The organism is Wolbachia endosymbiont (group A) of Barypeithes pellucidus, assembly GCF_964030885.1.
Lineage (GTDB): Bacteria > Pseudomonadota > Alphaproteobacteria > Rickettsiales > Anaplasmataceae > Wolbachia.
Genome location: NZ_OZ034985.1, coordinates 1,111,915 through 1,125,461, shown reverse-complemented (window position 1 = coordinate 1,125,461; position 13,547 = coordinate 1,111,915). Strand labels below are relative to the sequence as shown.

The following is a 13,547-nucleotide window of genomic DNA, read 5'->3' as shown; positions in this document are numbered from 1 at the left end:
TGGGAATAGAGACGAAAAAACTTACTTGACACCCTTCGCCAGTCCCCTTATCATGAGACTGAAGCTATTTATTTATCTTCGCAATTTGTGCAGGTTAATGACAAAAAACTTAGGGTATTTGGCGTCTCATGTTTAATTTTTCGCACTACGTGCATCGCATGTCTTTAAAAATTTCTGGGTTTTTACCTATATAAGCCGAAACGCGCTTACAAAGCGTTTAAGACAGCAAAAAACGTCAAATTGACAAGGGAGAATTTGAATGCTAGCTACTACGGGGTTTCTTTGCCTTTTTTCCTGCTTAGTAAATTTCTTAAACACTTGCGGTGTAGGTTAGTTGCAAGTTAAAAGTAACTAAATCGCTCTTAATCAAGCGTTTTAGAATAAAAAAACGCCGATATTTTAGTACATAGTAAATAGCCAACCACCAACGGGGTTTCTTTTGCCTTTTTTTTTGTTTGGTAAATTTCTTAATGTTTATAGCTAAACGACAACCGTCATCCCGCTACTTGTTAGCGGGATCTAGAGATACCGCGGCGGTATGACGGTTCGTGGCGGTATGACGAGGGAAACCTGACTTGCATTAGCTATATCAAGCTTAAAATGTTGATAATCTTAAATTTCTTTACTAAATTATAATAATAACATAGTTTGGCCTATTAACCAAAAAGAATTAAAAGTATACCTAAGCTAATTATTATCCAAACTAATCGTCGGTTGTGCATCTTGCTCAGAGATTAGGGCAACCAACAAATTATTTATCAATTGAACTTTTTGCTTGCCATCTAATTGTAGGCTTTTGTTTTTTTCAAAATGAGCTATTACTTCCTCGACAATTCCTATTGCATTTTGCACTATATGCCTTCTTGCCGAAGTGATAGCATGTGCTTGTTGACGCCTTAACATTGCTTGTGCAATCTCGGACGAATACGCCAAATGCGATATTCTTGCTTCTGTAATCTCAATTCCTGCAATATCTAATCAACTATGTTTTTTTTAAAATTTTTTATTTGTGTAATTCTGTAACTTTGTTCAATCATGTAGGCAATAAAAACCCGTGTGTCATAGAAATAAAATTTTATATCAAACACTGCCACAACAATTTCTGCTTAGCTAATGAATATGTGCTTTAAGTCTGTGTGGACGCACATATTCATTAGCCAATTTCAGTTACCGTTGTGAGGATTTTTAAGTATGCAAATTAATTGCTTCTTTAAGTTTTGCATTAGCAATTACTATAATTTTTCGCATTAGAGCTGTTATAGCTACCATTTTCTTCTTACCACTTTCAACAAGCTTGGAATAAAAGGCACCAAGTACAGATTTGGACCTTGCAGCAGACATGGCAGCTATAAAAAGCTTTTTACGGACATTACTTCTACCACCTATAATCCTTCGATAACCAACAGCTTTACCACTTTCCCTAGGATGAGGTGCAACTCCGGCAAGACTTGCTACTTCTCTTCTGTTTAAGTAACCAAGCTCTGGTATTAAACACAGAAAATCTTGTGATAACTTTTTACCTATTCCAGGAACTGTTTTAAGGATTTTTTGATGTTCTTGTAACTCATGGCTTTCATCAATGATTTTTTGTATAGTATTACTGAGTTCATCTATTTGGCTATTAAAGAATTCAATAGTTTTTTGACAACTTTCCCTTATATGGTCGTTTTCAGGTGCTTCCAGTCTACATTTTTCCTGAGTTCTCATTTGCGTGATGCCATCACGACGTTGACAAAGTGCAACCAAGGTTGATTGTTTTTCAGAAGTAGGTACAAATAGAGAGAGAGTTCTATGGCGTTCAAATCCATATTGAGCAAGAGCCCTTGCATCTGATTTATCGGATTTTGCTAAAGTTCCGTGAGATAAAATAAAACTTTTTACTTTGCGGGTATTAGCTCGATGTACGGTGATATTCTTGTCAATAAGAAAATGCGACAAACCAAGCTCATATTTTCCTGTGTTTTCTAAAGTCACTAAAGAATTAGGTAAGATATCTGAGAATTTTTGAAACAATTGTTGCCAACCAGAAGTATTATTGTCAAATTCGACAGCATTTTTCTGTTTGTGAACCGCAACAACATTCTTGAATTTTCCGATGTCAATGCCAATAAAATTTTGATAAGATGTAACCATGATAACCTCGATAGTTTTATTAATTTAAGATTGTAAACGGGTGCATATATATGTCCCATACAACTATTCAAACGTATCGAGAGATGGGCTAGTGTACCTTGATAGGAACGGTTGTAATACCAATCTTTGTTCGGTCGCACACGCCCGTGATAGCCCTATTCCTATAGTGAGTAGGGTTATCTTCCCTCTTGTTTCTTTTATAACATGTTTTTAACTTACAATCTTTGTTGTAACATTGACCGCAATTCATCTGAAATTTTATCAGAATTTTTACGTAAAGACTCCTCATCGCTTTCGCTGTCATACGGATAATTGCTTGCTAATTCTCTTATTACTGAGTCACTTTGTACAAAAACAAATTCGTGATAGTTGTTAACATTATAATACGCCTTTGCCGGGCTGTTTACTCTCCAAACAATTACTGCAGAAATCTCTATTGGACTTCCGTTTGCATCATTAACTTTTATTTTTTCTGTGTTAATATTCTGAAATTTTAGGGAAACTATATATTTGTTTAAAAAGGGAAGCGTTACACATATTCCAGACTTAAAATAAGTTCCAATATAATGACCAAAAAACTCTATCACTCTTGCTTCATTAGGGTCATTAATAAAAAATCCTTGAAGAAAAGTCAAAATTGAAACAGCAGCAACTCCAAGCGCAATTGTGCTGTCATATGCAAAAAAAAGCAGCGATAAAATTAATCCTAGCGCTATTAGTACAGAAAAAAAACGGAGTTGACTTAAATTTCTATCGTTTATCGTATTCTTATCTATATTGTCTTTAAACTTCTTTTTCACTTGAATCCTCTCTGTTGATCGTTTTATTTATCTTATTTACAAATAGTTTAAACTCTCTTAATTCATGATCAGGCAATTTTACTTCAGTTTTATGCGCTATCGTAAGCGGATCGATGTGTTTGCCGTTATATATAACTTCGTAATGTAAATGGGGTCCTGTTGCAACACCAGTGCTACCAACATAAGCGATGACCTGCCCCTGCTTTACTTTAGAGCCTAACTTTATATCGTCACTAAATCTACTTATGTGCGCGTAACAGGTTGAATATTCATTTTTGTGTTTTATTTTGATGTAATTTCCATAGCCACCATTCTTTCCTATATATTCTATCACACCCTCTGCAGCAGCGTATATGGGAGTGCCAAGTTTAGCTGCATAATCCACTCCTTTGTGAAAAGCAATTTTACCGCGAACAGGATGCTTTCTATTGCCAAATTTTGAGGATATGCGATAATCTCCATTTAAAGGATTTGCAAAAATTTCGCCATTTTTTAAGCTTATTCCTTCATTATTAAAATACCTTTCTTTGCCGTCTTGCGATTTATAATGATATAAACTAATAGCTTTCTTGTTTATTGTCAGTGAAGCATATAAAATTTTTTCTTCAGTCTTCTGATTATTAGGCAATCTCTCAAAAAGAACCTCCAATTTACTCTTCGGCACAATGTCTTTTTTAAAATCAACACCGAAATCTTTATATATGTTGATCAATTTCACCACTGTATTTGGCGCCAACCCTTGCTCAATTCCCGTGGCAAAAAAGGAAGATTTTATGGTACTGGATATGAATAATAATCTTCTATCATGGTTGCTTTCTGTCACCTCAAAATCCTCTCCTGTCATTCCAGCGCTTGACGCTGGAATCCAGTTTTTATTATACAATCGCTTGATGTGTTCATTTGTAATTGAATTTTCTGGATCCAAGTAGTCAAGCACTGGGATGACATCTTTCTTGGTGGAAATTACCCTTATATCACAATGTTCGTACAGTTGTTTGTTTGACACTGGCTCTTTTTTCCTGATCCCATGCTGGAACAGCACTGCAAAATCTGTTGATGTTTCAGCGGTATATAACGGTAAGATAAAGAGCAGTATAAATATAATCAGCTTCATCATTTAAACAGCATCAACAAAAGTAAAATTACCTTCCACATACTGTACATCATCATTATCTTCCAGCTCTTCAACCAATGCAGATAATTTATCAATCAACTCTTTATCGCTAATTTCAATCAGATCTTTTGGCTGCCGTGAAAGACGAGCAAGTTCTGGTTCTCCGAATTTTGCATAAAAGGCATCGCGTACTTTACCAAAATCTTTTATTTCACAAGTTATAACGTGTAATCCTTCTTTGTCATTTTCCTCAACATTCAATACTTCTAATTCGATTCCATGACTGAATAAATCGTCAAAATTCATACCTTCTGCTTTATAGACGATTAAGCCTACATGATCGAAAAGGTAACTAATACTTCCTGTTTCTCCTAAATTTCCACCTTTACGAGAAAAGATATAACGTACCTCAGAAGCAGTACGGTTGCGGTTATTAGTCAAGGCATGGACAATGAGTGCAGTGCCAAAAGGCCCATGACCTTCATATTGTATTTCCTCGTAATTTTCTCCAGCAACGTTACCAGTTGCATTTTTTATTGCTGTTTCTATTTTATCTTTTGGTAGATTTTCCTTGCGTGCAGCAAATATAGCAGAGCGAAGGCGCGGGTTGAGTTCGGGATCGGGTAGCCCTTGCTTTGCAGCAACTGCTATTTCTCTGATCAGCTTCGTAAATTTTTGAGAGCGCTTTGCATCCTGAGCGCCTTTCCGATGTTTTATATTTGAAAATTGTGAATGACCAGCCATATTCAAATAGTTAAAAACCTAATTATATATCAAAGCATAGAAAAAGCTAAAGCAAATTTTCAAGCCTCTGGCTTGGCATCTTGCAGGTTTTCTGCTAATAACATACTTTCATACTGCTTAGCTTCTAAGTCAAGGCCAATAGCTGAAAGGGCTGCTATTAAATGGTTAATAGACTTAGAAAAATATTTAGAATCCTTATAGCTTGCCATATTCTGGAAACGCTTAATTGCTGCCAAATATTCACCACGCCTCAGATAAAATTTACCGATAAAATACTCTTTTGTTGATATATGCTCTGTGATTAGCTTTGCTTTTTCCTTTATCTCGTCTACATATTCGCTGCCTGGAAAGAGATTAATGTACTCTGTAGCCAGCTCTAAAGTTTTATATGCAGTTTGCTGTCCAAGTTGCACTTTATTAATTTGCATGCAATAAGATAATACTCTTAAGTAGTATACATATGGTAAATCTTCACCATTTGAATAAACATATATATAATCATCCATATCACTTGCAGCACTGCTATAGTTACCCATATTATAGTGAGAAACCCCAGATAATAATTTCGCTTTCATTGCCCAATAAGACAAAGGATACAAATCCTCTATCTTATGAAATGCCCTAATAGCTTGTTTATATTTTTTCTGGTCAAAAAGTTCAACTGCTTCTTCATATAGTTCAGTTTCAGTTTTTTCAAGATCATTCGCATACGATTGTGTAAAGGAGCAAATTAGGAAAATAAAGCACGTGATTAAAGTCTTATACATAAGATTTTTTTTGATCAAAATAAAGTATAGACCTAAATATTACTTAAATAAATAAATTTCTTAGGCAATAGCCGGCCCTTCTTCTTTATAACTACGGTCAGAACTACCTGCATTTCTTGATTCACCTCGTCCTTCCACTTTTGGATCTTTCAGCGTCTTGCTGTAGGAATGTATAGTTAAGACCTGTACAGCCATAAAAATTGCAATACCTATCAAGCCTAAAGTAGGTCCAACAGCAGGATTTAAGGACGATGCTAATGCCATTAACATTATCCTTCTTATTAAAAATATAGAAGAACCAGCAAGCGCCAATCCGGCTACAGACATATTGCTAGTTTTCTTGCTAGATTTCTCATCAAGATCAGACTTTTCTGTTTCCTTTTTCTTATTTTTTTCATGCTTATCAATATAAGAAACAATAGTTACAAGAAAAGCAATTGCATTGGCAAGAAATAAAATTGCATCCTCTGCTGCTTCAAGTGAAGATGTTTCACCCATTATCATACCCACAATGACCAGTGCAGTTGTTATAGCCTCAATATAGATCAAACACTGACCTATATCAGAAATATTGTGCTCTTTTTCCTTTACTTCCTCTTCATTTTCAATATTTTTCAACTCTCGTTCTTTTTGTGCTATTTTCCTATTATTGTAAATTAAATATAGTGTGCAAATAAGAGATAGGACCATGAAAGGTAATATAGTGTGACTTAGCGCGCCACTTATCACGCCAAGTAATACCTGATCGCTACATATTTTTTCCAGTTCAATAGCCATAAATAATGCAAATGGAACCATTGTTACCAATGATGCACATTGTCTATATAGCTCTCTTTTTTTTAGTGTTAATAGCTCTTGTTCTAGCCTTTCTCTTTTGACTTCTTTATCAACTGTTGGCCAAAAATCCCCAAAAAACTCTTCTAATGGTTCAAAATCTCTTTTTTTCTTATTCTTTCCTGGAACCTTTTTGGTAGAAGAAAATTTGCCACTAGGTATTTTCATAATATTAACCTAATTAGTTGTAAGTTAATACAATTATACACCTTTTTGCTTTCTGAGTCAATATCACTAAGATATTAACTACTCTTGTCTATTAACTATTTCCTAGGAGATTTAATCAATCTATTTGATGCCGGCTAGGATATAATTATAGCCTGACCACACAGTTATAATAGCTGCAACCCATAAACAAATCGCACCTGTATATTGAATCATATAATAATCGTTCATTATTAGCGCTACTACAGCAACCATCTGTAGAAATGTTTTAATTTTTCCAGCTTTGCTTACAGGTAGACTAACATTTGTAGCTATCAGAAACTCCCGTAAACCCGAGACTAATATCTCCCGACAGATGATGATAATCGACGGTACTATTGTAAAATCATTTACCTTTTGCTTATAAATTAGCATAATTATCGTTGAAACCACTATTAATTTATCAGCAATTGGATCAAATAGCTTGCCAAACTTTGATTGGACTTTCCACGCACGCGCCAGGTAACCATCAAAAAAATCCGTAATGCACGCAAATACAAAGATTGATATTGTTATCAGGCCTGCATATTTATTTTCTATATAAAAACTTAATATTATTGCTGGTATTGCAAGTGCACGAGAAATTGTAAGCAAATTAGGCACGTTTTTCTTAAGCATGTAATATCATCTTACGTAATAGGTAAACTTATACAGAAGTACAACAGAGTTCACAAGCTAATAGTTTACAATTGAACATTTATAAAAACTCCATATACTTAAAAAATACAAGCTTAAAATATAAGGATGTAATGATGAATGATGATTTAGATAGTACCACAAAACAAGAAGCACTTAAGTATCACAGTAGAGGTGGTAACCCTGGTAAAATTTCAATCATGCCAACAAAACCTTTATCTACCCAGTATGATTTGTCACTTGCTTATTCTCCTGGCGTTGCAGCTCCGTGCCTTGAAATAGCTAAAAATCCTGAGGTTGTTTATGATTATACAGCAAAAAGCAACTGTGTTGCTGTCATTTCAAATGGCACTGCAGTGCTTGGACTTGGTAATATCGGTCCTCTTGCTGCAAAACCTGTCATGGAAGGCAAAGCTGTTTTATTTAAGCGTTTTGCTGATATTGATGCAGTAGATATAGAAGTTGATACAGAAAATATAGAAGATTTCATCAATGCAGTAAGATATCTTGGACCAAGTTGGGGAGGAATAAATTTAGAAGATATAAGATCTCCCGATTGTTTCATAATAGAGAAACGTCTGAGTGAATTGATGGACATTCCAGTATTCCACGATGATCAGCATGGAACTGCGGTGGTTGTTGCAGCTGGTATAGAAAATGCTCTTGATATTGCCGGAAAGAAATTAGAGGATGTTAAGATCATCATGAATGGAGCTGGAGCAGCCGGTATTGCATGTTTAGAAATACTAAAGTCCATGGGCGCTAAAAATATAGTGCTGTGTGATAAGCAAGGAGTAATATACAAAGGTAGAAACGAGGATATGAATGAGTGGAAGGAAAAGTATGCAATTGATACTTCCGAACGTTCTCTACTTGATACAATAAAAGGCGCTGATGTATTCATCGGACTATCTGCAAAAGATGTGTTAAATGAAGAGATGTTAAAGAGTATGGGCAAAGACCCGATTATTTTCGCTCTCGCTAACCCCGATCCAGAAGTAAGGCCTGAGTTTGCAAAATCTGTGAGGCCAGATGCAATAATCGCAACTGGTAGGTCAGATTACAACAACCAAGTCAACAACGTAATGGGTTTTCCTTATATATTTAGAGGGGCGCTTGATGTATATGCAACAACAATAAATGATGAAATGAAAATTGCAGCTGCAGATGCAATAGCAAAGCTTGCCCGTGAGCCAGTACCAGGTGAGATATCTGCAGCCTATGGCGGTCGTAAAATGAGCTATGGACGTGAATATATAATACCTACTCCATTTGACCCAAGATTAATTTCTATAGTATCTCCTGCTGTTGCAAAAGCTGCAGTTTACTCAGGTATTGCAAGAAAGGCAATACAAGATTGGAGCAAATATGAAAATCAATTAAAATCTCGCCTTGCTAGTGCTCTTAACATGCTGAATTTACTGTCTTCACGATATTAGTAACTATACAATCAATAATTCAATTGTGCTCAATCGTTTTAGATTTATAATAAAAGTATTGTAATTTAAAGTAAATCAATGGTTATTGCAATTCATGAACTAGAAAGAATCGTCAAACAATCGTTCCCCGACGCTGATATAAAGATTCATGATCTTGCTGGAGATAATGATCATTATTATTTAAAAATAACCTCCAAGCGCTTTCTCGGAAAGACAAAAATAGAACAGCATAGAATGGTATATAAAGCACTAGAAGGTCAGTCTATATATGCCTTGCAGCTAGAAACTAATACTTAAAAATAAGGTGAATTTATGAGTAATTTTGAACAAATAAAAAAAAATATAGCAGAAAATGATGTGATATTGTATATGAAAGGCACTTCTGATTTTCCTCAATGCGGATTCTCTGGACTCGTCGTGTCAATCCTAAAAAAATTGAACGTGAAGTTTAAGTGTATTAACGTATTGGAGAATGATGAAATACGTGAATCTATAAAAAAGTTTTCTGATTGGCCAACAATTCCACAATTATATATAAAGGGAGAGTTTATCGGTGGCTGCGACATAACCCGCGAGATGTACGAAAAAGGTGAATTGCAAAGCTTATTAAAAGAATAAAAAAATTATTGCGGAATAAGTACCAAGAAACCAGTGCCCAGACGCTGGAATTGGTATAACGTAGTATAGCTATGAAAAAGGATCTTGTATCTTGAAAAAAGCATCTAGTGTTTTTAAGCTTAAGCATTAGGTGGAGCAGTTGTGTTAAAAGTCAATAGAAAAATTGATGTAGCTGTGAATAAGTACTTAAAATTTGTGTGGTGTACTTATTCACAGCTACGCTATTATTATATAGAAGCAGTCTTAGGACTATATTCCTCAGTAAACAGTCTACCGTCTCTTACTAAAGAGTTAGTGACCTTACCCAGAAAAAGTGGAGAGAAAGTTAAGACGATTTTGTCATGAAAATGATGAATCAAAAAATTCAGGAATGCAATAGTTAGAGCTTATCCGCAAACGAAAAAAAGTATAGTATATGAGTTTTAAAAATGGGGTTAGAAATGAGAAAAAAGTATCCTACAGATCTTAGTGAAAGAGAGTGGTCGCTAATAGAGAAACACTTTAGAGTATCATACAAGAAAGGAGGAAGGCCGCTAAAACATAGCAAAAGAGAAGTATTATCGGCAATTTTTTATGTACTACGTACAGGATGTCAATGGCGCTATTTACCGCACGTCATGGAAGACAGTATATGAACAATTTAGGAGGTGGAAAAAGCAAGGAATTTTCGAAAAAATGAACTACGATATCACTAAATATAGTAGGTCAAAAATGGGAAGAAACGAGGAGCCAAGTGCTTGCATAGTAATCTGTAAAAACGACAGAAAAAGGGGGGTCAAAGGTTATGATGGGAGTAAAAAAGTAAAAGGTAGAAAAAGGCACATAATCTCAGGGTTTTATATTAGGCTGTTATGTGGGTGCTGCTAGTGAAAATGACAGAGATGGTAGCATTGGATAATATGAGGAAAAAATATACTAACGTTAAGAAAATGTGGGCTGATATGGGGTATCAAGGAAGAAATTTAAAGGAGTACATAGAAAAAGAGTACGGAATAGACATTGAAATTGTTAAAAGGCCTCCATGTAGGTTTTGGGTACACAAAGACACACCACCTGAACTACTACCAATGAGGGAACAGGGGTTTAAAGTACAGTCAAGAAGATGGGTTGTAGAAAGGACTTTTGCTTGAGGAATAGAAGGCTATCAAAGGAATACGATTTACTTACAACATCCACTGAAAATTTCATATACCTGGCTATGAGTAGGGTTATGTTAAGGAGGGAATATGCTTGAGTTTACCAGTTTCCGGACAAGCTCTGAGAGGATGGGAAAATTACTATCACCATGTGTGTGCGAAAAGAGCTTTCAACAAAATAGACCATGAAATTATGTGTGCTCTATGGAAATGGGCAAAGAAAAGACATCCCCGTAAAGGATTACGTTGGATAAAGAATCGTTACTTTAAGGTAATGAATCAACGCCAATGGGTCTTTGCTGCACCAATATGCAAGAACAAACCGAAAGAGATAAGGTATTTAAGATTGCTTAGGCTGATTGATATACCTATCAGACGACATGTAAAAATCAGAGAGGATGCAAATCCACTTGACTTTAAATGGAAAAAGTATTTTGATGAAAGAGTGAAACGAACAAAAATGTTAGCAAGCTCTTTCTCAAGAGAAGGTTCTCTACTGTTAGTGTCACCACTAAAGATGCTGTTCTCCGAGGAATCATGAAAGACAAGCCGGTTCGAGAGAAGAAGAACTTAGATAAGGGGCTCAAGCGTAGTGTGGGGAAACCCGCATGCTGCGTTTCTAAGGGAGGAAGTAGTATTACTACTACTTCCTTACCTAACCAGCTCGCTCGCGATAAAGGCTTTGAAAAACGTGCTCAATACTATGCTGCTAAAGCTTACTCAAGGCAAGCTGATAAAGGTGACCAGTATCATAACCTTAAGGAAATTATCTTCATTGCTATAGCAGATTGTGTACTGTTTCCTAATAAATCTGAGTACAAATCAAAGCATACTATTCGAGATGAAGACACTAATGAGCATGATCTAAAAGATTTCTATTTTATATTTATTGAGTTGCCAAAATTTCCAAAGAATAAGGAAGAACAGCTAGAAAGTATAGTGGATCGTTGGTTGTTTTTCTTCAAATATGCAGATGAAACTACGGAAGCAGACTTAAGGAAAATAGCAGAAAAAGCACCAATAATAAAGTTAGCCTACGATGAATTAGACAGGTTTAGCTGGAATGAAAAAGATCTAATAGCGTATGAAGAAAGAATAATGGATCTACGTAAGGAAGAAGCCATCCTTGAATACAGACTTGACCTTGCTGAAGAGAAAGGTATACAAATTGGCGAAGAAAGAGGCATCAGAATCGGTAAAGAGGAAGGAAAAATTGAAGTCGCAAAAGCAATGCTGGCTATAATGTTAATGTCAACACTATTGTTAAGTTTACTGGCCTCTCCATGAGTGAGATCAAAGAATTGCAGAATTAAGTGAAAATCTGTGAATGGTTACAGAGTAATTTCAAAGTGCATTTGCAGTTGGACTGGCTGAATGGATACATTTAATGAGAGTCCCATTTCACGGTGTTCAAATCTACTCCTTCTTGTACCATCTCCCAAAGTGGGCTCATTTCTCTCAGTCGGCCAACATTTTTAGCAACAAGATCTGCTGCGTACAAAACTTCTTCTTTAGTTGTAAATCGGCCTAGGCCAAATCTAATTGATGAATGCTCAAGGTCATGGCCATTATTTAGCGACCGTACGACATAGGAAGGCTCAAGAGACGCAGACGTGCACGCAGAACCAGAACTTACTGCTAAATCCTTGATTGCCATGATGAGAGACTCACCCTCAACATAGGGAAAGCTCAAGTTTAGGTTGCCAGGAATTCTATTTTCATAATCACCATTTAAAACGATATCAGGAAACGCTTCTTTTATCTTGTTATACAAAATATCCCTTAATTCTTCCACTCTAGTTGTTTCTTTTTTCATTTCTTCTCTAGCAATACGTGCCGCTTCACCAAAACCAACTGCAAGAGGTGTTGGAACTGTTCCAGAACGCATACCTCTTTCTTGTCCACCACCACTAATTAGTGGTATCAGCCTAACACGAGGATTCTTTCTACGGACATATAATGCACCTATTCCCATAGGTCCATAAATTTTGTGGCTAGAGAGACTCATAAGATCAATGCACATCTCATTAACATCAATTGGAACTTTTCCAAAGCTTTGAGCTGCATCTGTGTGGAAAAATATATTATGCTTTCTACATACTGCACCAACTTCTTTGACAGGCTGAATTACTCCGATTTCATTATTTATCATCATCACTGAAACCAGGATTGTTTTATCAGTAATTGCTTCCTCAAGCTTTGATAAATCTATAATTCCGTTTTGCTTAACAGGCAAATATGTAACTTTAAAGCCTTCATTTTCCAGATGCCGACAAGAATCCAGAACACACTTATGCTCCGTGCAGACAGTTATTATATGATTTCCTTTATTTTTATAAAAGTGAGCAACGCCCTTGATTGCCGTATTATTTGACTCAGTTGCACCTGAGGTAAAGATAATTTCTTTGCTATCTGCGTTCACCAGATCAGCGATATGTTTCCTTGCTTTTTCCACTGCTTCTTCAGCAGTCCAACCAAATGAATGGCTGCGAGAGTGTGCATTACTGAACTCACCAAAGTAAGGTATCATCACCTCTAAAACACGGGGATCTACTTTAGTAGTAGATTGATAATCAAGAAATATTGGTAATTTTATTTTAGCATCATGTATTTTTTTACTTTCAACATTCATAAAGCTACCACAGAGACAAAATTTACAATTATTTTATAGCATCAAAACTTAATTTTTTCAAGATATAATCTTGCATCAACAAACGTTGTCACCAAAGGGATGTGTGTATGACTCTGGTTCACTCTGTGATGGTGTCATGCAAGTAGCTTGACGCTGGAATGGCTTTGTTGCATCGCTAGCTATGATGGATTAAAGATAAAAAAGATAGAGAATATCAGTAGCTTATTATTCTGGTATTTATAACAAGAACGGTCAGTGAATACCTAAATTTGAGTAAAAGAAATTTCACTACCACTCACTAATCCGGCTAAAATTCAAGAATTTCAATGCTTTAGCTATTTTCAATAGAATTAAATTTATTAATGTAAATAATAAATTACTATTCTTAAATTTGATCAGATTGATTGCAAAAAAACAAGATTTTCAATAGGTTGCTTATAATCCTAACTATAGTTAGCCTTTCATAAGTAGCGATGCAACAAAGCCATTC

General features: G+C 35.5%; 11 protein-coding genes and 4 pseudogenes. 6 read left to right on the top strand and 9 right to left on the bottom strand.

Features of this window, described 5'->3' with window-relative positions:
• Positions 1 to 687: 687 nt before the first annotated feature.
• The 8 genes and pseudogenes from ACQH1X_RS05775 to pgsA form a co-directional block, all read right to left on the bottom strand.
• Positions 688 to 978: pseudogene (locus ACQH1X_RS05775) on the bottom strand (SPFH domain-containing protein); the annotation flags it as partial.
• A 207-nt stretch (positions 979 to 1,185) separates the two neighbouring features.
• Positions 1,186 to 2,133, bottom strand: a complete 948-nt coding sequence (locus ACQH1X_RS05770) for an IS110 family transposase (protein ID WP_425385766.1) — start codon at positions 2,131 to 2,133, stop codon at positions 1,186 to 1,188.
• Positions 2,134 to 2,351: 218 nt separating this feature from the next.
• Positions 2,352 to 2,909: pseudogene (locus tag ACQH1X_RS05765) on the bottom strand (SPFH domain-containing protein); the annotation flags it as partial.
• 7 nt (positions 2,910 to 2,916) lie between these two features.
• Entirely contained in the window at positions 2,917 to 3,777 is an 861-nt protein-coding gene (locus ACQH1X_RS05760) for a M23 family metallopeptidase (RefSeq protein ID WP_425386677.1), read from the bottom strand.
• A gap of 273 nt (positions 3,778 to 4,050) precedes the next feature.
• On the bottom strand, positions 4,051 to 4,791 hold the full coding sequence (locus tag ACQH1X_RS05755; protein WP_425385969.1) for a YebC/PmpR family DNA-binding transcriptional regulator: 741 nt from the start codon (positions 4,789 to 4,791) through the stop codon (positions 4,051 to 4,053).
• Positions 4,792 to 4,850: 59 nt separating this feature from the next.
• Positions 4,851 to 5,558, bottom strand: coding sequence for an outer membrane protein assembly factor BamD (locus ACQH1X_RS05750; RefSeq protein WP_425386676.1), 708 nt, complete (start codon positions 5,556 to 5,558; stop codon positions 4,851 to 4,853).
• A gap of 60 nt (positions 5,559 to 5,618) precedes the next feature.
• Positions 5,619 to 6,560, bottom strand: coding sequence for a hypothetical protein (locus ACQH1X_RS05745; protein ID WP_425385968.1), 942 nt, complete (start codon positions 6,558 to 6,560; stop codon positions 5,619 to 5,621).
• 120 nt (positions 6,561 to 6,680) lie between these two features.
• Positions 6,681 to 7,214 (bottom strand): CDP-diacylglycerol--glycerol-3-phosphate 3-phosphatidyltransferase, encoded by a 534-nt coding sequence (pgsA, locus tag ACQH1X_RS05740; protein ID WP_425385967.1) that lies wholly within the window; start codon positions 7,212 to 7,214, stop codon positions 6,681 to 6,683.
• 134 nt (positions 7,215 to 7,348) lie between these two features.
• Between pgsA and ACQH1X_RS05735 the strand changes: the two genes are divergently transcribed.
• The 6 genes and pseudogenes from ACQH1X_RS05735 (at position 7,349) to ACQH1X_RS05710 (ending at position 11,738) form a co-directional block, all read left to right on the top strand.
• Positions 7,349 to 8,671 carry a malic enzyme-like NAD(P)-binding protein gene (locus ACQH1X_RS05735; RefSeq protein WP_425385966.1) on the top strand — a complete coding sequence of 441 codons (1,323 nt, stop codon included), beginning with the start codon at positions 7,349 to 7,351 and terminating at the stop codon, positions 8,669 to 8,671.
• Positions 8,672 to 8,749: 78 nt separating this feature from the next.
• Entirely contained in the window at positions 8,750 to 8,968 is a 219-nt protein-coding gene (locus tag ACQH1X_RS05730) for a BolA/IbaG family iron-sulfur metabolism protein (protein WP_425385965.1), read from the top strand.
• Between the two features lie 15 nt (positions 8,969 to 8,983).
• Positions 8,984 to 9,289 (top strand): Grx4 family monothiol glutaredoxin, encoded by a 306-nt coding sequence (gene grxD, locus ACQH1X_RS05725; protein WP_425385964.1) that lies wholly within the window; start codon positions 8,984 to 8,986, stop codon positions 9,287 to 9,289.
• A gap of 440 nt (positions 9,290 to 9,729) precedes the next feature.
• Positions 9,730 to 10,523 (top strand): annotated as a pseudogene (locus tag ACQH1X_RS05720) (IS5 family transposase).
• Positions 10,520 to 10,966 (top strand): group II intron maturase-specific domain-containing protein, encoded by a 447-nt coding sequence (locus ACQH1X_RS05715; RefSeq protein ID WP_425385963.1) that lies wholly within the window; start codon positions 10,520 to 10,522, stop codon positions 10,964 to 10,966. Before ACQH1X_RS05720 ends, ACQH1X_RS05715 begins: the two are co-directional and overlap by 4 nt.
• Positions 10,963 to 11,738: pseudogene (locus tag ACQH1X_RS05710) on the top strand (Rpn family recombination-promoting nuclease/putative transposase). The gene ACQH1X_RS05715 and the pseudogene ACQH1X_RS05710 overlap by 4 nt, the downstream one beginning before the upstream one ends.
• Before the next feature lie 71 nt (positions 11,739 to 11,809).
• Here the strand turns inward: ACQH1X_RS05710 and ACQH1X_RS05705 are convergent.
• Positions 11,810 to 13,057: an IscS subfamily cysteine desulfurase gene (locus ACQH1X_RS05705; protein WP_425385962.1), complete on the bottom strand. Its 1,248-nt coding sequence runs from the start codon at positions 13,055 to 13,057 to the stop codon at positions 11,810 to 11,812.
• Between the last annotated feature and the right edge of the window lie 490 nt (positions 13,058 to 13,547).

Bases quoted from the DNA above. Each gene is read 5' to 3' on its own strand.
- ACQH1X_RS05750 (WP_425386676.1), bottom strand. From the start codon at position 5,558: ATGTATAAGACTTTAATCACGTGCTTTATTTTCCTAATTTGCTCCTTT.
- ACQH1X_RS05755 (WP_425385969.1), bottom strand. From the start codon at position 4,791: ATGGCTGGTCATTCACAATTTTCAAATATAAAACATCGGAAAGGCGCT.
- pgsA (WP_425385967.1), bottom strand. From the start codon at position 7,214: ATGCTTAAGAAAAACGTGCCTAATTTGCTTACAATTTCTCGTGCACTT.
- grxD (WP_425385964.1), top strand. From the start codon at position 8,984: ATGAGTAATTTTGAACAAATAAAAAAAAATATAGCAGAAAATGATGTG.
- ACQH1X_RS05730 (WP_425385965.1), top strand. From the start codon at position 8,750: ATGGTTATTGCAATTCATGAACTAGAAAGAATCGTCAAACAATCGTTC.
- ACQH1X_RS05735 (WP_425385966.1), top strand. From the start codon at position 7,349: ATGAATGATGATTTAGATAGTACCACAAAACAAGAAGCACTTAAGTAT.
- ACQH1X_RS05745 (WP_425385968.1), bottom strand. From the start codon at position 6,560: ATGAAAATACCTAGTGGCAAATTTTCTTCTACCAAAAAGGTTCCAGGA.
- ACQH1X_RS05705 (WP_425385962.1), bottom strand. From the start codon at position 13,057: ATGAATGTTGAAAGTAAAAAAATACATGATGCTAAAATAAAATTACCA.
- ACQH1X_RS05760 (WP_425386677.1), bottom strand. From the start codon at position 3,777: ATGACAGGAGAGGATTTTGAGGTGACAGAAAGCAACCATGATAGAAGA.
- ACQH1X_RS05770 (WP_425385766.1), bottom strand. From the start codon at position 2,133: ATGGTTACATCTTATCAAAATTTTATTGGCATTGACATCGGAAAATTC.